Annotated in this window: 21 protein-coding genes; 9 read left to right on the top strand and 12 right to left on the bottom strand. The window is 72.7% G+C overall.

Going from position 1 to position 21,271, the window contains the following annotated elements; all coding sequences use genetic code 11:
* Positions 1-35: 35 nt before the first annotated feature.
* The 5 genes from ACH4G3_RS04145 to ACH4G3_RS04125 all read right to left on the bottom strand — a co-directional run bounded on the left by ACH4G3_RS04145 (position 36) and on the right by ACH4G3_RS04125 (position 5,394).
* Positions 36-776 (bottom strand): glycerophosphodiester phosphodiesterase family protein, encoded by a 741-nt coding sequence (locus ACH4G3_RS04145; RefSeq protein WP_397622977.1) that lies wholly within the window; start codon positions 774-776, stop codon positions 36-38.
* Positions 773-2,158 (bottom strand): hypothetical protein, encoded by a 1,386-nt coding sequence (locus ACH4G3_RS04140; protein ID WP_397622976.1) that lies wholly within the window; start codon positions 2,156-2,158, stop codon positions 773-775. The genes ACH4G3_RS04145 and ACH4G3_RS04140 overlap by 4 nt, the downstream gene beginning before the upstream one ends.
* A 120-nt stretch (positions 2,159-2,278) precedes the next feature.
* Entirely contained in the window at positions 2,279-2,707 is a 429-nt protein-coding gene (locus ACH4G3_RS04135; RefSeq protein ID WP_010049193.1) for an OsmC family peroxiredoxin, read from the bottom strand.
* A gap of 115 nt (positions 2,708-2,822) precedes the next feature.
* Positions 2,823-4,895, bottom strand: a complete 2,073-nt coding sequence (locus ACH4G3_RS04130; protein WP_397622975.1) for a phage holin family protein — start codon at positions 4,893-4,895, stop codon at positions 2,823-2,825.
* Positions 4,896-4,992: 97 nt separating this feature from the next.
* Complete coding sequence (locus ACH4G3_RS04125) at positions 4,993-5,394, bottom strand: hypothetical protein (protein ID WP_086599425.1); 402 nt, start codon at positions 5,392-5,394, stop codon at positions 4,993-4,995.
* 83 nt (positions 5,395-5,477) lie between these two features.
* Between ACH4G3_RS04125 and ACH4G3_RS04120 the strand changes: the two genes are divergently transcribed.
* Together ACH4G3_RS04120 and ACH4G3_RS04115 are read left to right on the top strand one after the other, a co-directional pair.
* On the top strand, positions 5,478-6,251 hold the full coding sequence (locus ACH4G3_RS04120; protein WP_397622974.1) for an MBL fold metallo-hydrolase: 774 nt from the start codon (positions 5,478-5,480) through the stop codon (positions 6,249-6,251).
* Positions 6,252-6,286: 35 nt separating this feature from the next.
* Positions 6,287-6,901: a DedA family protein gene (locus ACH4G3_RS04115; protein WP_397623376.1), complete on the top strand. Its 615-nt coding sequence runs from the start codon at positions 6,287-6,289 to the stop codon at positions 6,899-6,901.
* A 77-nt stretch (positions 6,902-6,978) separates the two neighbouring features.
* Here ACH4G3_RS04115 and ACH4G3_RS04110 read toward each other — a convergent pair whose 3' ends face one another.
* The 4 genes from ACH4G3_RS04110 to ACH4G3_RS04095 form a co-directional block, all read right to left on the bottom strand.
* Entirely contained in the window at positions 6,979-8,031 is a 1,053-nt protein-coding gene (locus ACH4G3_RS04110; protein ID WP_397622973.1) for an MBL fold metallo-hydrolase, read from the bottom strand.
* Positions 8,028-9,275, bottom strand: coding sequence for an aminotransferase class I/II-fold pyridoxal phosphate-dependent enzyme (locus ACH4G3_RS04105; RefSeq protein ID WP_397622972.1), 1,248 nt, complete (start codon positions 9,273-9,275; stop codon positions 8,028-8,030). The genes ACH4G3_RS04110 and ACH4G3_RS04105 overlap by 4 nt, the downstream gene beginning before the upstream one ends.
* A gap of 174 nt (positions 9,276-9,449) precedes the next feature.
* Positions 9,450-10,142 carry a hypothetical protein gene (locus ACH4G3_RS04100; protein WP_397622971.1) on the bottom strand — a complete coding sequence of 231 codons (693 nt, stop codon included), beginning with the start codon at positions 10,140-10,142 and terminating at the stop codon, positions 9,450-9,452.
* 133 nt (positions 10,143-10,275) lie between these two features.
* Positions 10,276-11,070: an RNA polymerase sigma factor SigF gene (locus ACH4G3_RS04095; RefSeq protein WP_397622970.1), complete on the bottom strand. Its 795-nt coding sequence runs from the start codon at positions 11,068-11,070 to the stop codon at positions 10,276-10,278.
* Between the two features lie 245 nt (positions 11,071-11,315).
* On the opposite strand from ACH4G3_RS04095, the gene ACH4G3_RS04090 reads away from it, so the two are divergent.
* Positions 11,316-13,109, top strand: a complete 1,794-nt coding sequence (locus ACH4G3_RS04090; RefSeq protein ID WP_397622969.1) for a thiamine pyrophosphate-requiring protein — start codon at positions 11,316-11,318, stop codon at positions 13,107-13,109.
* Here ACH4G3_RS04090 and ACH4G3_RS04085 read toward each other — a convergent pair.
* Complete coding sequence (locus tag ACH4G3_RS04085) at positions 13,063-13,251, bottom strand: hypothetical protein (protein WP_397622968.1); 189 nt, start codon at positions 13,249-13,251, stop codon at positions 13,063-13,065. The genes ACH4G3_RS04090 and ACH4G3_RS04085 overlap by 47 nt on opposite strands.
* A gap of 159 nt (positions 13,252-13,410) precedes the next feature.
* Here ACH4G3_RS04085 and ACH4G3_RS04080 point away from each other — a divergent pair, with 159 nt between their 5' ends.
* The 5 genes from ACH4G3_RS04080 to ACH4G3_RS04060 all read left to right on the top strand — a co-directional run bounded on the left by ACH4G3_RS04080 (position 13,411) and on the right by ACH4G3_RS04060 (position 17,646).
* The gene (locus ACH4G3_RS04080) at positions 13,411-13,812 is read left to right on the top strand and encodes a DUF2795 domain-containing protein (protein WP_397622967.1); all 402 of its coding nucleotides are present in this window, start codon (positions 13,411-13,413) and stop codon (positions 13,810-13,812) included.
* Positions 13,813-13,893: 81 nt separating this feature from the next.
* Complete coding sequence (locus tag ACH4G3_RS04075) at positions 13,894-14,325, top strand: CBS domain-containing protein (RefSeq protein ID WP_397622966.1); 432 nt, start codon at positions 13,894-13,896, stop codon at positions 14,323-14,325.
* A complete protein-coding gene (locus tag ACH4G3_RS04070; RefSeq protein WP_397622965.1) occupies positions 14,322-14,996 on the top strand; it encodes a diguanylate cyclase in 675 nt (224 codons plus the stop codon). The genes ACH4G3_RS04075 and ACH4G3_RS04070 overlap by 4 nt, the downstream gene beginning before the upstream one ends.
* A 5-nt stretch (positions 14,997-15,001) precedes the next feature.
* The gene (locus ACH4G3_RS04065) at positions 15,002-15,544 is read left to right on the top strand and encodes a type 1 glutamine amidotransferase domain-containing protein (protein WP_397622964.1); all 543 of its coding nucleotides are present in this window, start codon (positions 15,002-15,004) and stop codon (positions 15,542-15,544) included.
* Positions 15,544-17,646 (top strand): catalase, encoded by a 2,103-nt coding sequence (locus ACH4G3_RS04060; protein ID WP_397622963.1) that lies wholly within the window; start codon positions 15,544-15,546, stop codon positions 17,644-17,646. Before ACH4G3_RS04065 ends, ACH4G3_RS04060 begins: the two co-directional genes overlap by 1 nt.
* Positions 17,647-18,039: 393 nt before the next feature.
* Here ACH4G3_RS04060 and ACH4G3_RS04055 read toward each other — a convergent pair whose 3' ends face one another.
* Entirely contained in the window at positions 18,040-18,327 is a 288-nt protein-coding gene (locus ACH4G3_RS04055; protein ID WP_397622962.1) for a DUF6158 family protein, read from the bottom strand.
* Between the two features lie 65 nt (positions 18,328-18,392).
* Between ACH4G3_RS04055 and ACH4G3_RS04050 the strand changes: the two genes are divergently transcribed.
* Positions 18,393-19,493, top strand: coding sequence for a baeRF2 domain-containing protein (locus ACH4G3_RS04050; protein WP_397622961.1), 1,101 nt, complete (start codon positions 18,393-18,395; stop codon positions 19,491-19,493).
* A 31-nt stretch (positions 19,494-19,524) separates the two neighbouring features.
* Here the strand turns inward: ACH4G3_RS04050 and ACH4G3_RS04045 are convergent, their stop codons facing one another.
* Entirely contained in the window at positions 19,525-21,144 is a 1,620-nt protein-coding gene (locus ACH4G3_RS04045) for an ATP-binding cassette domain-containing protein (protein ID WP_397622960.1), read from the bottom strand.
* Positions 21,145-21,271 lie beyond the last annotated feature (127 nt).

Raw genomic sequence — 21,271 nt, 5'->3', positions numbered from 1 at the left:
CTCACTTTCCAGCACAAAACTTGAGTGCGCTGTTGTCAATGGCGCGAGGGGGTGACCGGTCCGCGCAGCGCCACGGCCCGCCGGGGCCGGTCGGTGACGAGCACGTCCACGCGCGGGTGGGCGAGGAAGGCCCGCATCAGGGTGTCGTCGTTGACCGTCCACACCATGGTGAACAGGCCGTGCCGGGTCGCCTCGCGCAGCACGGTGGTCCTGGCCAGCCGCTGGTGCACGGCCACTCCGTGGGCCCCGCAGGCCCGGATGCGGCGGACCGGGAACAGCTCGCTCAGCCGGGTCCCGGGCAGCCGGGCCAGGGCCAGCTCCCTGCGGTCGCGCCCCAGGGACAGCGCGGTACGCACCCCGGGGAAGCCTTGTGCGACGGCGGCCACGGAGCAGTCCTCCAGCGATGTCACGACGAGCCCGTCCACGCCGAGCAGGGCCACCGCCCGGTCGACCACCTCCCGCTCGTAGCCTGCCTCTTTCAGGTCCAGGTGCGCCACGAGCTTCCCGGCGATCAGCGCCATGACCTCGTCCACCACCGGCACGTCGTAGCCGGCCCGCTCGCTCAGCTCGGCGTGCGTGAGCGTGGCCAGCGGCGGTCCGGTGGGCCCGACCCGGGGGTCGTGGTAGACGACGAGGACGCCGTCCTTCGTGCGGCGGATGTCGAACTCGGCGTACTCCGCGCCGGACTCCAGCGCGTCCTCGTAGGCCTGCCAGGTGGCGGGTCCGGCGCGCTCGGAGCCGCCCCGGTGGGCGGAGACGGCGGGATGTGGCGTCATGGTCGTCGGCTCCCGGAGGGCGAGCGCGGAGGCGGGACGGGTACGGCGTCGTCGTCGGGCGCCGGCAGCAGCGAGCCGGAGCGGGTGCTGATCCGTCTGAGCAGGACGTAGCCGATCAGGACCAGGATCACGAAGGGGAGCCAGGCCAGCGCGTAGGCCGTGCCGTAGGCGCGCAGGTCGAGGATGGAGCGGTGATCGTCGACGTTCGTGCCGTTCACGCCGAAGAAGGCCAGCAGCAGGGTGGGCGGCAGGGCGATCAGCGTGGCGGCGGCGACCAGGCCGGAGACGGTGCGGTCCCGGCGGTCGTCGCGCTCGGCGAGTTCGGCGTCCAGGGCCGCGGAGCGGGCGCTGATCACCGAGGTCAGGCGCTCGACCATGCGGGCCGAGTTCTCCAGGCTGTCGCGGATGCCGAGCGCGTCGCGCAGCGAGGACTGGAACGCCTCCATGACCATCTCGGGGATCAGCAGGCTGTCGACGTAGGCCTCGACGCCGAAGGCGAGGTCCAGCTGGAGTTCGTTGACGCCTGCGGAGAGGCGGGAGATCAGGGAGCGGATCTCGGTGGGCGAGTCGGTCAGGGCCTGCTCGTTGGCCTTCATCGTCGCGAAGGCCGCGAGCCGGGTGCGCTGGAGCGCGGCCAGGGCGGAGATCATTCCGATCGCGACGAGCATCAGGCCGTTCTCGACGTGCGGGGCCCAGCCCGCCTGGACGGAGACGCCCCGGCCGAGGGCGGACAGGGTGACGCCGTGGTTCCTGAGGTGCGGTGCCAGGCTCGCGTCGTAGGGCGTGGCGGGGTTCCAGGGCATCCGGCCCCGGTAGACGATCTCGTTCAGCAGGATCGCCTTGCGGGCCTCGTCGGCGCTGAGCAGCTCGCGCTGTAACCGGCCGCCGGGGAAGACCAGTTGGTGCACGTTCTGGCCGAGGGCGAGCGGCCGGCCGCCGAGCTGCTCGGTCAGCGCCGTCAGGAGCGGGCGGTCGTCGAGTTCGATCCGCTCCCGGTCGAAGCAGGTGGTGGCCAGCCAGGCAGCGAGGTCGCCGGCCGTGGTCTCGCCGGCGAAGGCGCAGTCCACGACGAGGGTGGCGTCGCCGCGCGGGGTGGTGACGACGAGGATCCGCAGGGACGCCAGGCCCAGGCCGTGGTCGCCGCGCGGCAGCCGCAGCCGGCGTGGCGCGATCTGTTCGTCCAGCATCGGGACGGGGAGGACGTCCTGGCTGGTCATCAGGTGGGAGGCGAAGCGGCCGTAGTCGTAGCGGCCGACGAGGGCGCCGAGTGCGGTGTCCCGGGGGCGGAGCCGGCCGGAGAGGCTGAACAGGAGCAGGACCCGGGTCCGGTCACGGGTGGCGGAGTCGAGCGCCGTCGCGCTGGTGGACGTTCCCGGCAGCATCGCGTTCCTTCCGGACCGGCGGCAGAGCGTCTGGTTCATACCCCGGGCGCGGTCGCCGAACCGACGACGTCACGCGGGCCCGCCCTGGTGGGCGGGCCCGCGCGAGGTTGCTGGGGCCGGTCAGGCGAGCTTGGCGGTCAGGGTGATGGGCGTGGCCTTGAGAGCCTGGCTGACCGGGCAGCCGACCTTGGCCTCCTCGGCGGCGGCGAGGAACGCCGCCTCGTCCATACCGGGGACAGTGCCCTCGACGGTGAGGTGGATGCCGGTGATGCCCTCGCCGGGCTGGAAAGTGACGTCGGCGGAGGTCACCAGCTTGGTCGGCGGGGTGCCGGCCTTGTCGAGGATGTTGGAGAAAGCCATCGAGAAGCAGCTGGAGTGGGCCGCGGCGATCAGCTCCTCCGGGCTGGTCTTCCCGCCCGGCTCCTCGGTGCGGGCCGCCCAGGTGACCGGCTGCTCGGCGAGGATGCCGGAGGAGTCGAAGGTGACGACGCCGTTGCCCTTGAACAGGTTGCCTTCCCACACGGTGTGTGCGGAGCGCGTGGCTGCCATGACGCATCCTTTCGATGAGTATCCGGAACCGTGACCGGGTTCCTGGCCCCCATCCGATCACACTCCCGCTCGACGCACGCGGAAGACCAGCCCTCTGGACGGCGAACAGCAGCCGTCAGGCGGCGCGTTCCTCGCTGCTCTCCAGCGGCACCTGAGGGCCGTCCGACTCGCGCATCCAGCGGCGCAGTACGCGGTGGACGTGTTCGGCGCCGACGAGTTCCTCCCCCTCGTCGACCGGCGCGGAGAAGCCGAGCGGCGACAGCAGGAAGGGGTTGCCCTGTTCGCCGCCGAGGCCGCCGTGGGAGCCGATCTGCTCCTCGAAGGCGAGGACCTCGCCGTCGGCCGGGTCGTGGAAGGAGTTGACCATGATGTCGGCGGTGTGCGGGAAGGAGTGCGTACGGCGTACCGCGTCGGCGGCGCCCGGCCCGAACGCGGCGAGCGGGCCCGGATTGTCGTCGAGGTCGGCCAGCGGTATCTCGGCGCCGTACGCGCCGAGGACGACCCCGCCGTGCTCGTCGCTGCGGACCAGCAGGAAGCCGATGCCGGGGTGGTTGGCGAGGGTCGGCAGCAGCGCGGGGTGGCGGGCGTCGATCTCCTCCTTGCTCATGCGGTGCGTGACGTCCGGGAAGGAGACCAGGCCGAGGTTGCCGGAGGCCAGCACGATCGGCTCCGAGCGGCGCGTGGGGCGGTGCCGCTCGCCGCTCTCCTCGACCGGTATGCGCAGGGCGGCGCGCACGGCGGCACGGGCCTCCGTCCCGCTGCGGGTACGCTCCGCGCGGCGCGGCACGGGCAGTCCGCAGCCGGCCCGCACCAGGTCGCCGAGGGTGAGGCCGTAGCGGGAGCGGAACGTCTCGCCGGGGCTCTGGCCGTGGTCGGACAGCACGACGATCCGGTACGGGCGCGGGGCGTGCTCGGCGACGTTCTCGATCAGCGCGAGGGAGCGGTCGAGCCGTTCGAGGACCTTCCGCGCGTCGCGGCTCGCGGGGCCGGAGTGGTGGGCGACCTCGTCGTAGGCCACGAGGTCGGCGTAGACGGCGGTGCGGCCGGCGAGCATGTCGCCCATGACGGCGGCCACGACGACGTCCCGCTCGACGACGGTCGCGAAGGCCCTCACGAGCGGGTAGAGGCCGCCGCGGGAGACGCGAGGGCGTTGCTTGCCGAGGCGGGCCCGGGTGGACTGGCCGATCTCCCGGCCCACCTCGGCGACGAAGGACAGGGCCGTGCGCACGGCGTTGGCCGGGTCGGAGAAGTAGGCGAAGTAGCCCGCGCGGGAGCGGTTCTCCCGGCTGCGGCGGCGGGCGGCGATGGACAGCACGAGGGCCTGCTGTTCGGCGCCGCCGCTGAACAGGTTGCCGCGGCTGGCGCCGTCGACGGTGAGCAGGCCGCCGTGCCCGGCGTACCCGACGGCGCGGCGCTGGAGTTCGGCGGCGCTGGTCGGGCGGTTGCAGACGACGACCTCGCGGGTGTCCTTCTCGTACCAGCGGAACGCGGGGACGTCGTGGTTGCTGCCGTGCAGGATGCCGAGCTGGCTGGCGCCGGTCTGGCTGGACCAGTCGGTGCGCCAGGGGGTGAGCCGGTGGGTGGGGCGGCCGCTGTCGCCGATGTCGAGCCAGCGGGCGACGGTGGGCATCAGGCCCTGGCCGACCGCGTCGAGCAGGACGTCGTGGCCGACGCCGTCGAGTTGCAGGAAGACCGTGCCGGGGCTGGCCGGGGAGGGCGGTCCGGAGCGGCGGCGGCGGTCGGAGAGGCGGTACAGCCGGCGGCGGTAGGCGTCGTCGTCGCGCACGGCCAGGGCGGCGCCGGTGGCGGACGCCACGGCGGACATCACCGCGGCGACCACGACGGCGGTCTCCGGGGCGGCGGTGCCGCGCTCCCCGGGGTCGAGGCGCAGGGCGAGCAGCAGCAGCGCGCCGTTGAGGAAGAACACCAGCAGCCCGAGCACGAGCGCCGGTACGAGGAGCAGGAGCCGGACGAGCAGGGGCCAGACCACGGCCGACAGCAGACCGAAGGCGCCGGCGCCGAAGGCCGCCGTGACGGCGATGTCGGTGGCGCTGTCACCGTCGGCCGAGCGGAGCCGGAAGTCGGGCAGGATCCCGGCGAGCACGAGCAGGGTGAGGGTGGAGACCGCCCACACGGCGACGCTCCGCCCCACCTGACTGGCGACCCGCCGCCACCGCACGCCCCGCACGCCCCGCCACCTCACGTCCCGGCCCGTCGCCACCACGGGCCCTCACCCACAGTGCCACAACGCTCCGGGGGCGCCGGGTGTCCCCGGTACCGTCGCGTCAGCGCCCGTCGTAGCCGGCCGTGGGCATCGACAGCCGGCGGTGCACGCACGCCTTCATCGCCGCGTCGTACGCCGGCTCCGCGTGCCCGACCGTCTCGACCCGCACCCCGCGCCGCGCGCACTCCGCGGTGAACTCCTCGACGGAGGCGAGCGCGCTCTCCAGCACTCTCCGGCTGGGGGCCACGAACAGGTCCAGGCCGGGGCGGACGCCGTCCCACAGCGCGCAGTGGTCGGGGCGCAGCCCCCGGACCAGTAACTCCCGGCTGATCACATAGCCCCGCTCGGCGGCCCAGCGCGCGCACATCGCGTGCTGGCTGCGGGAGTCGACCAGGAACGGATCGTCGTCGAGCTCCTCCAGCGGCGTCAGACTCGCGATCGCCGTGACCCGGACCGGCACCATGGCGTCCCCCCTCACCTCCGGTTTCGCCGCCGACCCTACTCCTGCACGTAGGCTTCGGGGAGTCGCGCGAAGGGGGCAAAGAAGTGCCGGTGGAGATCACCTGGTGGGGTCACGCCACTTGCACGGTCGAGGACTCGAACGTACGCGTGCTCACCGATCCGCTGTTCGCACGCCGGCTCGCGCACCTGCGCCGCCGGCGCGGGGACCTGCCGCCTCCCGGCGCCCACCGGGCGGACGTCGCGCTGGTCTCGCATCTGCACGCCGACCACCTGCATGTGCCGTCGCTGATGCGGCTCGCTCCTGGCACGCGTCTGCTCGTGCCCCGGGGCGCGCGCCGGGCGGTGCCGGGACTGCGCCGGCTCGCGCACCTGCGGGTCAGCGAGGTGGCGCCCGGGGACGAGACCCCGGTCGGCGACATCGTCGTACGGGCCGTGCCCGCGCGGCACGACGGACGCCGGCTGCCGCTCGGACGGCACCGCTCCCCCGCGCTCGGCTACGTCATAGCCGGCGAGGCCCGGACGTACTTCGCCGGGGACACCGGGCTGTTCGACGACATGGCCGAGGAGGTCGGGCCGGTCGAGGTGGCGCTGCTGCCGGTGGGCGGCTGGGGGCCGTACCTGGGCGAGGGCCATCTGGACGCGGGCCGGGCGGCTCAGGCCCTGGCGCGGTTGGCGCCGCGCAGTGCGGTGCCGGTGCACTACGGCACGTACTGGCCGATCGGGATGGACGCCGTGCGCCCCCACGAGTTCCATGCGCCGGGCGACGAGTTCGTGCGGCTCGCGGCGCGGCACGCGCCCGGCGTGGCGGTGCACCGGCTCGGGCACGGGGAGAGCGTGCGCCTTGAGGTCGCGCGGTGATCTGGACCGCGCCGGTGGCGCAGGCCGCCGTACCTCTGCTCGCGGTGTCGGCCGTCACGCCGGCGTCCGTCGTGCCGGAGTCGACGCAGCAGGCGATCGGTTATCCGACGCTTTTCGTGCTGGTGCTGATCGGGGCGCTGGTGCCGGTGATTCCGACGGGCGCGCTGGTGAGTTCGGCGGCTGTGGTCGCCGTCCACCAGACGGCGCCGTTCTCGCTGGCGATGGTGTTCGTGACGGCGTCGCTGGCGGCGTTCCTCGGCGACGCGGCGCTGTACTGGCTGGGGCGGCGCGGGATGAAGTCGAAGAACGGCTCGCGCTGGCTGGAGGCGATCCGGGCGCGGGCACCGGAGGATCGGCTGGAGCAGGCGCAGACGAAACTCGCCGAGCACGGGGTGGCGGTGCTGGTGCTGTCCCGGCTGGTGCCGGCGGGCCGTATCCCGGTGATGCTGGCCTGCCTGCTGGCGAAGTGGCCGATGCGGAGGTTCTCTCGCGGGAACCTGCCGGCCTGTCTGGCCTGGGCCGTGACGTATCAGTTGATCGGGATTCTCGGGGGGTCGTTGTTCGATGAGCCGTGGGAGGGTGTGGTCGCGGCGATCGCGCTGACCTTGGTGATCAGCGCGGTGCCGAGTGTTGTACGGCGGGTTCGGTAGCGCCGTAGGGGCGGTGGCCGTCGTCGGACCGCGGGTTGTGGGGGTTGATCGCGCAGTTCCCCGCGCCCCTTGTATACCTACAGCACCTTTGAAGCGCCGACCGGCATGTCCCAGAGGTTTTCTCGGGGGAGGCCTGTCTTCTCCCAGGCGGCGCGGACCCGCGCGAGAGGTTCCAGGACCGGCTCCGCCGACAGGACGAAGGTGGCCCAGTGCATGGGGGCCATCCTGGTCGCTCCCAGGTCCTGGGCCGCGCGGACCGCCTCCTCCGGGTCGCAGTGGACGTCGCTGAGCCACCAGCGGGGCTCGTAGGCCCCGATGGGGAGGAGGGCGAGGTCGATGCCGGGGTAGCGGCGGCCGATGCGGGAGAACCAGTGGCCGTAGCCCGTGTCGCCCGCGAAGTAGACGCGCCGGCCCTCCTGGTCGGTCAGGACCCAGCCGCCCCACAGGCTGCGGCAGGTGTCGGTGAGGGTGCGCTTGGACCAGTGGTGGGACGGGACGAAGTCGAAGCGGACGCCGTCGAGTTCGGCCGCCTCCCACCAGTCGAGCTCCGTGACGCGGGTGAAGCGGCGGCGGTGGAACCAGCGGGCCAGACCGGCCGGGACGAACACGGGGGTGTCGCGCGGGAGCCTGCGCAGCGTGGGGGCGTCCAGGTGGTCGTAGTGGTTGTGGCTGATGACGACGGCGTCGACGCGCGGCAGTGCCTCCCAGGGGACGCCCACGGGGGTGATGCGGGCCGGGGTGCCGAGGATGCGGCGGGACCAGACCGGGTCGGTGAGGACCGTGAGCCCGCCGATGCGCAGGATCCAGCTGGCGTGTCCCGCCCATGTGACGGCGACCGTGCGGGCGTCCACGCGGGGCAGCGGGCCGGGGGCGTAGGGGAGCCGGGGGATGTCGGCGAGGCCTTCCGGGCCCGGTCTCACGGCGCCCTCGCGGGCGAAGCGGGCCATGGCCCTCAGGCCGGGGAGCGGGGCGGTCAGCCGGTCGTGGAACGTGCGCGGCCACACCCGGCGTTCGGCCAGTGGTCTCGGTTCGGCCAGCGGCGGGTAGGGGAGCGCGACGGGGGACGGGAGGGCCGCGTCGTCGGCTTCCCGAGTGGTCGTGCTCGTGGTCGACTCGGACTGCTGCGTCATCGAGGAGGCTCCCATCGCTGAGCGTCGTCGCGGAGATCGTCGAAGGCCGACTTCAGTTGGATCAACGCCCGCTGCACGTGTGGCAGTTCCAACGGCGTGGGTGAGGTGAGGCATTCCGCGCGTTCCGTGTCGGAGCCGGCCAGCAGTGCGCCGGTCGAGAGCCGCACGCGCGGGGCTTCGAGCTCGTCGCCGAAGCGGTGGCCGCCGGGTGCGGGCATGGCGAGGCGGGCGGTGAGGAAGTCCTCCAGTTCCTGGGCGTCGCCGACGTCGTGCGCGCGCAGCGCTGGGCCCAGCGGAGCGAGGTCGACGTACAGATGGCGGCCGGCCTGCGGGGGCCGCGCGAGGGCGCCGGCCGCGACGACGGCGGCGTGCGCTTCGGCGGCCAGGCGCGCGTGCAGGCGCACGGCGGTGGCGACGCGCGCGCTGACCGGTTCCGGTTCCCCCAGCGCGTAGGCGGCCGCCGCGGCGACGGGGGCGGCGACCCGGGCGTCGAGCGCGGTGAGCACGTCGAGCACGCGCGCGTGGAGGCCGTCGGCGTCCTCGCCGGCCGGGAAGCGGGCCACCGCAGCCGGCCAGCCGGGCGGGAGGAGGGCACCGGCCAGGTCGGTGACGACGGTGACCCGGCCGGGCAGCATCTCGGCGGGGCTGAGCAGCACGGTGTCGTGCGGGTCGTGCAAGGTGTCGCGCCAGGTCTCGTCGCTGACCAGGTGCAGGCCCTCGCCCTCGGCGGCCTCGACGGTCTCGTGCAGCAGCTCGGGAGGGACGACGGTGGCCGTGGGGTCGTCGGCTACGGACAGCACGAGCAGGCGCGGATCACCGCCCTCGGCGCGGACCCGGCGCACGGTCTCCAGCAGGGCGTAGGGGTCGGGCACACCGCCGCTCTCCGGCGGGGTCGGCACGTGGAAGACGGGGCGCCCCAGCAGGCGGGCGTACGGCGCCCACCAGGCGGCGCAGGGTCTCGGCACGAGGACGTCACCGCCGAGGGCGGCGGTCAGGGCGAGCAGCAGCGCGGGCGCGCCGGGTCCGGCGGCCACCCGGCCGGGGTCGCAGTGCAGTCCGCGCCGGTCCCAGTAGCCGCAGGCGGCCTCCCGCAGGGCAGGTCCCCCGCCGACGGGCTCGTGGTCGCCCCGGGACGCCGCGGCGGCGAGCACGGCGGACAGCTCCGGCAGTACGGGCAGTCCGTCCTCCGGGAGCGGGGGCCCGAACCGGACGGGGCCGTGACCTTCCGGGTCGGTCCGCCGCATCCGTACCTCCGCAGTGCCTGGTGCCGTGTCCTGTCGCCCTCGTCCGTGTCCTCGGCCACTGAGTACCCAGGGCGCCGCCGCTCCATGGGCGCCCGGCCGGGTTGTGACGGTCACAGCATGAGGGGGCCGGGCCGGGGAAAGCGGGGCTTCCGGGGCGGTGGTGCGCGCCGGGGCTCAGCGGTAGGGGTCGCTCTCCCGGTTGCGCAGCCGGTGCACGGCGGCACCGAACGCGCCCGCGATCAGGACCCCGCCCGCGACCAGGGCGGGCACGGAGTCGGAGAAGGCACCGCCGTCACCGGCGCGTACCCCGCGCTGGACGACCGCTCCCGCGCACTCGTCGGAGTGGTGCCACGCTTCGTGGCGCGGTTCGTCACGCGGTTCGTCGGGGCAGGGCTCGTGGGTGGGCCGGTGGGACGGCTCCTGAGACGGCTTGTGGTGTCCTCCGCCGTGGGCCACGGTGAAGGTCGCGCTCCACGGTTCGCCCTCGCCGCCGGGAGCGGCCGGGCAGGTGCCGTCGACGGTCCACGCCGAGTCCTCGCCGAGGGCGTCGGGATCACCCTCGAAGTTCTCCGCGGGAGCGATACGGGCCGTGCCCCGGTAGGCCGGGCCGGACACCTTGTCGTCGTTGCCGGTCACCTTGCGCAGCGGGACCGTGCCCTCGTCGAAGGCCTGCGAGGTGGCATCGATGCTGTCGGGCGGCGGCCCCCCGGTCGGTTCACAGCTGACCGAGATGGTGAGCGTGCCGCCGGGCTCCACGGTGGCCGGGCTGACCTCGGCGGCGGGTTCGGCGGACACGACCGGAGCGAACCCGACCAGGGCCGAGCCGGCCAGGACGGCGACGCAGAGTGCGTGGCGGGTGCGGCGCATGGGGCGAGCTCCTTCGGGCGACGGCAGGAAAGCCCTTCTGCCATCACAGCCAGCCCTTCACGACGCCGCGCGCGGCCGTGCCCCATTCGCCGGACAGCGCCACTCGACCGGGTGAAGTCGGAGGCCCAGGGCGCTAGGCGACATCCCGCATGACCTGCTCCCGGACCCGGCCGCAGCACCGGCTGATCAGCCGGGACACATGCATCTGCGAGATCCCCAGCTCCTCGGCGATCCGGCTCTGCGTCATGTCCCCGAAGAACCGCATGTACAGAATCGTCCGCTCCCGCTCCGGCAGCGCCGCCAGCCGCGATTTCACGGCCTCACGGTCCACGACCGTGTCCAGCGCCGGATCCGGCGACCCGAGGGCGTCGCTCAGGGAGTACCCGTCCTCACTGCCGGGCAGCTCCGCGTCCAGGGACAGGGCCGTGAAGCTCTCCAGGGCCTCCAGGCCGGTCTTGACGTCCTCCTCGCTCAGCTTCGTGTGCTCGGCGATCTCCGCCACGGTGGGCCGCCGGCCGGAGATGGTCTGGGACAGGTCCTGGGCGGCGAACCGGACGCGGTTGCGCAGGTCCTGGACACGGCGAGGTACGTGCAGGGTCCACATGTGGTCGCGGAAGTGCCGCTTGATCTCGCCGGTGATGGTGGGTACGGCGTAGCTCTCGAACGCGTTGCCGAGCTCGGGGTCGTAGCGGTCGACGGCCTTGACCAGGCCGAGGGCCGCGACCTGGCGCAGGTCCTCGAAGCTCTCGCCGCGGCTGCGGAAGCGTCCGGCGAGCCGGTCGGCCATGGGCAGCCAGGCCTCGACGATCTCGTCGCGGAGCGCGTCGCGCTCGGGTCCTGCGGGCAGTGTGGCGAGCCGGCGGAAGGCGTCGGCGGTGTCGGGGGCGTCGTCGTGGGGGTGCTGCTTCGCGCTGGTGTGGATCGGCATGATGCGTCGCAATTCCCTTGCAGGTGCTCTGGGTTGGACGGTCACCGTGGGAGCGCATCGACTGGGTGCGGACCAGGAGCACCGGTGGCGGCGCGATTCGCCGCTCCCACGGACGTGCCTCCTGTCCGAAGCACTGAGATGCGCCTGCCCCCGGCCCCCGCCCGCAAACCCGGAGAGGTTTTCCGCCGTCGCGCAGGGTGACTCGTACTGCTGGCTCTTGTCCCCATACGTCCGGGAGGTCGTACATGAGCACCAAGGTCTCCGACCACGTCCTTGAGCGGTTGCGCGAGTGGGGGGTCGAGCAGGTCTTCGGCTATCCGGGCGACGGCATCAATGGCCTGCTCGCCGCGTGGGGCCGGGCCGAGAACGAGCCCCGTTTCGTGCAGTCGCGGCACGAGGAGATGTCCGCGTTCCAGGCGGTCGGATACGCCAAGTTCAGCGGCCGTCTCGGGGTGTGCACGGCCACGTCCGGGCCGGGCGCGATCCATCTCCTGAACGGCCTGTACGACGCCAAGCTGGACCATGTTCCGGTGCTGGCGATCGTCGGCCAGACCCACCGCACCGCGATGGGCGGCTCCTACCAGCAGGAAGTGGATCTGCACACGCTGTACAAGGACGTCGCCTCCGACTTCGTGGAGACGGTGACCGTGCCGGAGCAGCTGCCGAACGTGCTGGACCGGGCGATCCGCACCGCGTACGCGCGCCGCTGTCCGACCGCCATCATCATCCCCGGCGATGTGCAGGAGCTCGACTACTCGCCGCCGACGCACGAGTTCAAGATGGTGCCCTCCAGCCTGGACCGCAGTTCGTGGACGGCCGTGCCGTCCGACGACTCGGTGCGGCGGGCCGCCGAGATCCTCAACTCCGGTGACAAGGTGGCGATCCTGGTCGGCCAGGGCGCGGCCGGCGCGCGGGCCGAGGTGGAGTCGATCGCCGAGCTGCTCGGCGCCGGTGTCGCCAAGGCGCTGCTCGGCAAGGACGTCCTCAGCGACGAACTGCCGTACGTCACCGGCTCCATCGGCCTGCTGGGCACGCGTCCGTCGTACGAGCTGATGCGGGACTGCGACACGCTGCTGACCATCGGGTCGTCGTTCCCGTACACCCAGTTCATGCCCGAGTTCGGCAAGGCGCGCGGCGTGCAGATCGACATCGATCCGCACATGGTCGGGATGCGCTACCCGTACGAGGTGAACCTGGTCGGCGACGCGAAGGCCACGCTGGAGCGGCTGATCCCGCTGATCCAGGAGGGACGCGGGCGCGAGTGGTACGACACGGTGTGCGCCAACGTGACGCGCTGGCGTGAGGTCATGGAGCGCCGGGCGGGACTCGACGCCGACCCGATCAATCCGGAGTACGTGGCCCGGGCCCTGGACCCGCTGCTGCCGGACAACGCGATAGTCGCCTCCGACTCGGGCTCGACGGCGAACTGGTACGCGCGGCACCTGACCATGCGGCCGGGCATGCGGGGCTCGCTCTCCGGCACGCTGGCGACGATGGGCTGCGGGGTGCCGTACGTGATCGGCGCGAAGTTCGCGCACCCGGACCGGCCCGCGATCGCGCTGGTGGGCGACGGGGCGATGCAGATGAACGGAATGGCGGAGCTGATCACGGCGGCGAAGTACCGCCACCAGTGGGAGGACCCGCGGCTGGTGATCGCCGTGTGGAACAACCAGGATCTGAATCAGGTCACGTGGGAGATGCGGGCCATGGAGGGCGCACCGCAGTTCCTGCCGTCGCAAGCGATCCCGGACGTGCAGTACGCCGCGTTCGCGCGTTCCCTGGGACTGACCGGCATCCGGGTGGAGAAGCCGGAGGACGTCGAGGCGGGCTGGCGTGCCGCGCTGGAGGCGGACGGTCCCGCGGTGGTCGAGTTCCTGACTGATCCGGCCGTCCCACCGATCCCGCCGCACGCCACCTGGGAGCAGATGGAGGCGACCGCCGCGTCGATCCTGAAGGGCGACGCGGACCGGGGATCGGTGGTCAAGCAGGGCTTCAAGGCGAAGATGCAGGAGTTCCTGCCGGGGCGCGAGAAGAAGTAGCGGTCGCCGCCGCGGGGGGCACGCCGGCCGGTTCGCGCCGGCCGGTGTCGTCGTCCTGCGGCAGCAGCAGCTCCTCGTAACGGCCGAGCAGCACCACCACTCCGAGCATGAGCAGCGGAAGCAGCACAGCGAGCATCGCCATGGCGTGTCCTTCCCCAGAGATGAGTGGGGGGTGTGATCCGGGTCTCCCGCAGGCCGTGGCGCAAACCAGTGCGGAGGGCACCGATCCGGGGTGCCGAACCCGTGTCGGCTCGCGGTGTTCGGGTACGCGGTGCGGACCCCCGAACGTCTGGAGGGAGACATGCAGCGAGGCAGCGACCGGCTGAGCGTCCACCGTGACGACGAGATGAAGCACGAACTCCAGGGGCTGCTCAGGTCCGGGCACCCCACCCGTAGTGAGGAGTGGCACGACCCGGAGCCGGCCGCCGAGGACGACCCCGAGGTCGCGCACGGGCCGGTGACGCCGAGCCGTGCGCCGACGTCCCTGGAGTCGGTGCGCCTTGAGCTGGCCCGGATCCTGGGCCGCAGGGCGTTCCCCGCGAGCGCGCGCGACCTGGTCCGCGAGCTGCGCGGCCACCAGGCGCCCGATGCCCTCGTCGAGGCCCTGGAGCGGCTGCCGCGCCAGGAGCGCTACGGCAATGTCCAGGAGCTGGCCCAGGCTCTGATCAGGGCCCGGGAGACCGGCCCTGAGGAGTACGCGTAGGGACCGTGCCGGGGGTGCCGCGGGCGGCTCGACCGCCCGGGTGCCCCCGTCGGCCGGGGAAACGGAGGGAGGGCCCCAGTGATGAACGAGTTGGTGAAGGACGTGATGACCCCGGGTGTGGTCGCCGTACGCCCGGACGCCTCGCTCGTCGAGGCGGCGCAGCTGATGCGCACCCAGAACATCGGCGACGTGGTGGTGGCCGAGGGGCAGGACGTGATCGGCGTGCTCACCGACCGTGACATCACGGTGCGGGCGGTGGCCGACGGTGCCGACCCGATGACGGTGAGCGTGCAGTCGGTGTGCACACCGGATCCGGTGACGGTGACGCCGGACGAGCGGGTGACGATCGCGGCCGCGCTGATGCGCGAGCACGCGGTGCGCCGGCTTCCGGTGGTGGAGAACGGGCTGCCGGTCGGGATGCTGAGCCTCAGCGACCTGGCCGAGGCCGAGGACCCCGCGTCGGCGCTCGCCGACATCAGCCGCGCCGAGCCGGACGCCCGAGGTGGTACGTGAGCACCGGACAGGCGAAGGAGATCAGTGCCACCGGCGTCACCGTCGACGTCGGTGACGCCACGACCCGCTACCTGCTGTACGGGCTGCTGCCCAGCTGGTTCGTGCCCGGGGTGGCCGACTGGGTGATGCACCGGCGGACCCGTATCGAGGAGACCGCGGGCACCAAGGAGTCGTTGATCCACTCGCTGATGATGGCCGAGGTCGGCATCCCGATCGCGCTGACGCTGCGCTACGAGGTCAACCCGCTGCTGCTGAGCGTGCAGCTGGGCGGGGCCGCGGTGCACGAGGCGACGGCGCTGTGGGACGTCCGTACGGCCGTCGAGAGCGAGCGGGAGGTCAAGCCCGTCGAGCAGCACATCCACAGCTTCCTGGAGTCGCTGCCGTTCGGGGCGCTGGCCTCCCTGATGTGTCTGCACGCCGACCAGGTGAAGTCGCTGTTGCGCGGCGGCCGCGGTGACCCCGACGCGTGGCGGCTGGTGCCGCGCCGGCGGCCGCTGTCGCGCGGCTATCTGGCGGGCATCGCCGCGGCGATCGGCACCTGTGTGCTGCTGCCGTACGGCGAGGAGTTGCTGCGGTGCGTGCGCACGGGCCGCAGGAACCGCAAGAAGGAGAAGAACACGAGGGGCGACGCGGCGCGGTGGAGCGCCGCGCGCTCCGGGGAAGGACGTTGAACATCATGCGCATCGCATTTCTGGTGGCACCCGAGGGCGTCGAGCAGGTCGAGCTGACCGATCCGTGGCAGGCCGCGAAGGACGCCGGGCACGAGCCCGTGCTGGTGTCGACGAAGCAGGGGAAGATCCAGGCGTTCAACCACCTCGACAAGGCGGACACCTTTCCGGTGGACGAGGTCGTGGGCGACACCGCGCCGGACTCGTTCGGCGCTCTCGTGCTGCCGGGCGGCGTGGCCAACCCGGACTTCCTGCGGATGGACGCCAAGGCCGTCTCGTTCGTACGGGACTTCTTCGAACACGGCCGCCCGGTGGCGGCGATCTGCCACGCGCCGTGGACGCTGGTCGAGGCGGACGTCGTACGCGGCCGGGTGCTGACCTCCTGGCCGAGCCTGCGGACCGACATCCGCAACGCGGGCGGCACCTGGGTCGACGAGCAGGTGAAGGTCTGTGACCACGGTGCCAACAAGCTGGTCACCAGCCGTAAGCCGGACGACCTGAAGGCGTTCTGCGAGACCTTCCTCGACGTCTTCGCCGAGGAGGCCGCCTGATGGCCTCTCCCGCCGACCGGAAACAGGAACAGCGCGAGGCCTTCAAGGCGGACGATCCGGCCGGCGGGCCGCTCACCACCGACCAGGGCGTCGAGGTCGACCACACCGACGACTCCCTGGCGGCGGGCGAGCGCGGGCCGACGCTGATGGAGGACTTCCACTTCCGGGAGAAGCTCACCCGCTTCGACCACGAGCGGATCCCGGAGCGGGTGGTGCACGCGCGGGGCGCGGGCGCGTACGGCTATTTCGAACCGTACGAGTCCTGCGCGGAGTTCACCCGCGCGGCGTTCCTCCAGGACCCGGCCGTGCGGACGCCGGTGTTCGTGCGGTTCTCGACCGTGCAGGGCCCGAAGGGCTCGGCGGACACCGTGCGGGACGTGCGCGGCTTCGCGACCAAGTTCTACACCTCGGAGGGCAACTACGACCTGGTCGGGAACAACTTCCCGGTCTTCTTCATCCAGGACGGGATCAAGTTCCCCGACTTCGTGCACGCCGTGAAGCCCGAGCCGCACAACGACATCCCGACGGGCGCGTCCGCGCACGACACCCTGTGGGACTTCGTGTCGCTCCAGCCCGAGACGCTGCACGCGATCATGTGGCTGATGTCGGACCGGGCGATCCCGCGCAGCTACCGCATGATGCAGGGCTTCGGTGTGCACACCTTCCGGTTCGTGAACGCTGACGGCAAGGGCACGTTCGTGAAGTTCCACTGGAAGCCGCGGCTCGGCGTGCACTCGCTGGTGTGGGACGAGGCGCAGGAGTGCCAGGGCCGCGACCCGGACTTCAACCGGCGTGACCTGTGGGACGCGATCGAGGCGGGCGAGTACCCCGAGTGGGAGCTGGGCGTGCAACTCGTGCCGGAGGAGGACGAGTTCGCGTTCGACTTCGATCTGCTCGACCCGACGAAGATCATCCCGGAGGAGCAGGTGCCGGTGCGGCCGATCGGCCGGATGGTGCTGGACCGCAACCCGGAGAACTTCTTCGCGGAGACCGAGCAGGTCGCCTTCCACACGGCGAACGTCGTCCCCGGCATCGACTTCACCAACGACCCGCTGCTCCAGGCGCGGAACTTCTCCTACCTGGACACTCAGCTGATCCGGCTCGGCGGGCCCAATTTCTCGCAGCTGCCGGTGAACCGGCCGGTCGCGCCGGTGCGCAACAACCAGCGCGACGGCTACCACCAGAGCGCGATCCACTCCGGCACGAACTACTTCCCGAATTCGCTCGGCGGGGGCTGCCCGGCCCACGCGGGCGCCGGCGGAAGTGCCTACACGCATTACGCCGAACGGGTGGACGGCCACAAGATCCGGCGCCGCAGCCCAAGCTTCCAGGACCACTACAGCCAGCCGGCGATGTTCTGGAACAGCATGGCGGACTGGGAGAAGCAGCACATCGTCGAGGCGTTCCGGTTCGAGCTCGGCAAGGTGGGCGCGATGACCGTGCGGGCACGTACGGTCGAGCACCTGGCCAAGGTCGACGGGGAGCTGGCGGCGCAGGTGGCGCGGGGTGTCGGGGTGCCGGAGCCGGCCGCCGCCGGGGCCGCGTCCAAGTCGGCCTCCCCCGCGCTCAGCCTGGAGTCGCTGCGCGGCGACGGTTCGATCCGGACCCGGCAGATCGCGGTGCTCGTCACGGACGGCGTGGACGCCGAGCAGATCACCTCCGTGCGGGAGCGGCTGGCCGCCGAGGGGGCGATCGTCGAGGCGCTGGCCGCGACGGACGGGACGATCAAGGGGTCCGACGGTGAGACGTACGCGGTCGACCGTGCGCTGCCGACCGTGGCGTCCGTGCTGTACGACGCCGTGCTGCTGCCCGGCGGGCCCGTCGGCACCCCGCCGACGGTTGCCGATCCGGACGCGGTGCGGTTCGTGCGGGACGCCTACCGGCACGGCAAGCCGGTGGGCGCGCTCGGCTCGGGCGTGGGCGTCCTGTCGGCGCTGGAGCCCGAGGGGCTGAGGCTGTCGACGGAGTTCCAGCGCGTGGTCGCGGATCAGGGCGTGGTGACGGACACGTCACCGGGCCCGGCGAGCGAGGAGTTCCTGAACGCGTTCTGCACCGCCATCGCGGCGCACCGGCATTGGGGGCGGGGGCCGGTGCGGCACTGAGCCGGGGGGCCGGGGGGCCTGAGCCGGGGGGCCGGGGGGCAGGGCCGGGCCGCGCTTGTGGGGGCGCGGCCCGGCTCGCTTCGTGGTGCGTAGGGGGCGGGCGCCTCGTGGTGTGCCGGTTGGGGGGCTCGGGCTGTGCGTCTGGTGTGCCGGCTGGGGGGCTCGGGCTGTGCGTCTGGTGTGCCGGCTGGGGCTCGGGCTGTGCGTCGTGACGGGCGGTGCCGACCCGCGCATGAAGCGCCGGTGGGGCCGGGATCCGCTTGTGTGGGGTGGGCCAGGTCGGGCTGTGCCGGTGTGCCCGTGCCGGCCCGGGTGCGATCTGCCGGTTCCGGCCGGGGCGCGTTGTGCCGCTGGCCGCCGGGGTGCGTCGCTCGGGTGCTGGGCTGCCAGGGCTCAGGTGCCGGGGGTCGTGGGGGTCGTCGACTCCCCGCTGCCCCGCTCCCGGGCCCCTTCGCGGGTGCGGCCCGCGGCCACCGGGCGGCTCGGGTTGCGGCGCAGGAACTCGCCCTCCAGCTGCGCCATGCGTTCGCTGTGGGCACGCAGCGCGTCGTTCGAACCGTAGAGCAGCGTGTCGTGGCGCGTGCGGTGGATGGTCTCCAGCTCTTTCATGAGCTGCTGGTCGTCCAGCCGGTCAGGGTCCACTCCGGTCATGGTGTTGCCCCGCTCGTCGTGTTCGTTCATGTGGTCCGGGTACCCGCCCGGGGAGCAACTGAGCACTACCCCCGAGCGGCATCCGGGAGGGAGCCATGGATCTCGCCTTTCTGCACCCACTGTACGAACACCCCGGGCCCTGGGCCTCGGTGTACGTCGACACCTCCCGGCATACGGAGGCCACCCCCCACGAGCGGCAGCTCACGGCCCAGGCGATGGCCAGGCAGCTGGCCGACCAGGGCGCGGACGAGGCGACCTGCCGGGCCGTGCAGAGCGCGATCGAGGACCTGCGGCACTCTTCCGAACCGCACGGCCGGGCCCTGTTCGCCCGCGCCGGCGAGGTGGTCCTCGACCCGCCGCTGGCCCGTCCCCCGCAGGGCGGCGACTGGGCCGAATGGGCCCCGCTGCCGCGTGTGACGCCACTGCTGGAACTGGCCGGCGAGGACCCGGTGTGCGTGGTGGCGTACGTCGACCGCAAGGGCGCCGACTTCGAGCTGCGCAGCGCCCTGGGCAGCGAGGGCGCCGGAAGCGTCACCGGGCGCCAGTGGCCGGTGCACCGGACGAGCTCCGTGGACTGGTCCGAGCGGCATTTCCAGCTGCGGGTGGAGAACACCTGGGAGCACAACGCGGCGGAGATCGCCGACGCGCTCGCCGTGTGCCAGGAGGAGACCCGCGCCGACCTGCTGATTCTCGTCGGCGACGACCGGGAGCGACGGTCCGTGCACGAGCGGCTGCCCAAGCGGCTGCACGACCTCGTCGTCGAGGCGCCGCACGGCAGCGGCAGCCGGCTCCTCGACGAGGACGTGGAGCGGGCCCGCGCCGAGCACGTGGCGCGGCAGGCCGAGGCGGAGCTGGAGCGGTTCCGGGCCGCCCGGAATCCGGACGACGAGGGCCGTTCCGGAGCCGTGGAGGGCGTGCCCGCGCTGATCGAGGCGGCGCGTGAGCACCGCATCGACGAGCTGCTGATCAGGCCGGACGGGCCGGACGCGCACCGCGAGGTGTGGATCGGCGAGGATCCGGACCAGGTCGCGGTGCGGCGTACGGATCTGAAGATCCTCGGCGAGCAGCACTCCTGGCCGGCCCGGGCGGACGACGCGCTGATCCGGTCGGCCGTGGCCACGGACGCCGCGGCACTCGCCGTTGCGGAGCGTGAGGTTCCGGCCGGCGGCCTGGGGGCGCTGCTCCGCTGGAAGTGAGCGGGGAGCCGGGCGTCCTACGAGCCGGGCCCTAGCGGGCCCGTTCCACCCTGCGTTCGTCCCAGACCGGGTCCGGGGTCTCCCGGACCCGGCCGTCGCTGCCGAAGACCAGGTAGCGGTCGAAGGAGCGGGCGAACCAGCGGTCGTGCGTGACCGCGAGGACCGTGCCGTCGAAGGCCTCCAGGCCCTCCTGGAGTGCCTCCGCGGATTCCAGGTCCAGGTTGTCGGTCGGCTCGTCGAGCAGTAGCGCCGTCACGCCCTGGAGCTCCAGGAGAAGGATCTGGAAGCGGGCCTGCTGGCCGCCGGACAGGCGGTCGAACGTCTGCTCGGCCTGGTTCGTCAGCTCGTAGCGGCGCAGCCTGGACATCGCCGCGCCGCGGTCCTGTGCGTGTTCCTTCCACAGGATGTCGAGCAGCGTGCGGCCCTCCAGTTCCGGGTGCGCGTGCGTCTGCGCGAAGTGGCCGGGGACGACCCGGGCTCCCAGTTTCCAGGTGCCCGTGTGCGCCACGTCGCCGCCGGCGAGCAGGCGCAGGAAGTGGGACTTGCCGGAGCCGTTGGAGCCGAGGACGGCGACGCGTTCGCCGTAGAAGACCTCCAGGTCGAAGGGCTTCATCAGACCGGTGAGTTCGAGTCCTTCGCAGGTGACGGCCCGGACGCCGGTGCGGCCGCCCTTGAGCCGCATCCTGATGTCCTGCTCGCGGGGCGGCTCGGGCGGCGGGCCGGCCTCCTCGAACTTGCGCAGCCGGGTCTGGGCGGCGGCGTATCGAGAAGCCATCTCATGGCTCACGGCGGCGGCTTGTCGGAGTGTCAGCACCAGCTTCTTCAGCTGGGCGTGTTTCTCGTCCCAGCGCCTGCGCAGTTCCTCGAAGCGCTCGAACCGCTGTCGGCGGGCGTCGTGGTACGTGCCGAAACCACCGCCGTGCACCCAGGCGTCGGCACCCGCGGGGCCGGGTTCCAGGGAGATGATCCGCTGGGCGGCGCGGGCGAGGAGTTCGCGGTCGTGGGAGACGAAGAGGACGGTCTTGCGGGTCTCGGCGAGCCGTTCCTCCAGCCAGCGTTTGCCGGGGACGTCGAGGTAGTTGTCGGGCTCGTCGAGGAGGAGCACCTCGTCGGTGCCACGCAGGAGGGCCTCCAGGACGAGCCGCTTCTGCTCGCCGCCGGAGAGGGTGCGGACCTGACGCCACTGTGCCTTCTCGTAGGGAATGCCGAGCGCGGCCGTGGTGCACATGTCCCACAGCGTCTCGGCCTCGTAGCCGCGGGCCTCCGCCCAGTCGGAGAGGGCTTGGGCGTACTTCAGCTGGGCGGCCTCGTCGTCGACGGTCATGATGGCGTGCTCGGCGGTGTCCACGGCGTGGGCCGCCTCGCGGAGGCGGGGGGTGGCGACGGATACGAGCAGGTCCCGTACGGTCGTCTCGTCGCGTACGGATCCGACGAACTGCCGCATCACGCCGAGTCCGCCGCCGACGGTGACGGTTCCGCCGTGCGGCTTGACCTCGCCGGCGAGCATGCGGAGCAGGGTCGTCTTCCCGGCCCCGTTGGGTCCCACGAGGGCGACGACGGCCCCCTCCCCGACCCGGAACGACACATCACCCAGCAGCGCCCTTCCGTCAGGCAGGTAGTACTCCAGATGCGCGGCTTCGAGGTGACCCATGGGCGTGATTCTGTGCGCCGGGCGACGCGCTGGGCAAACGCATTTCCGGTGGGGGTGCGCGCTTGCGCCTGCTCGCCGGTGGTGGGTCGGGGCCGCGTCGGGGGGTGTCCGTCCCGGCTCAGCACCC

The organism is Streptomyces afghaniensis (assembly GCF_044327915.1).
In the GTDB taxonomy this organism is placed as follows: Bacteria; Actinomycetota; Actinomycetes; order Streptomycetales; family Streptomycetaceae; genus Streptomyces; species Streptomyces afghaniensis.
The sequence above is the reverse complement of the archived record's forward strand: the minus strand, read 5'-3'. Positions and strand labels throughout refer to the sequence as shown.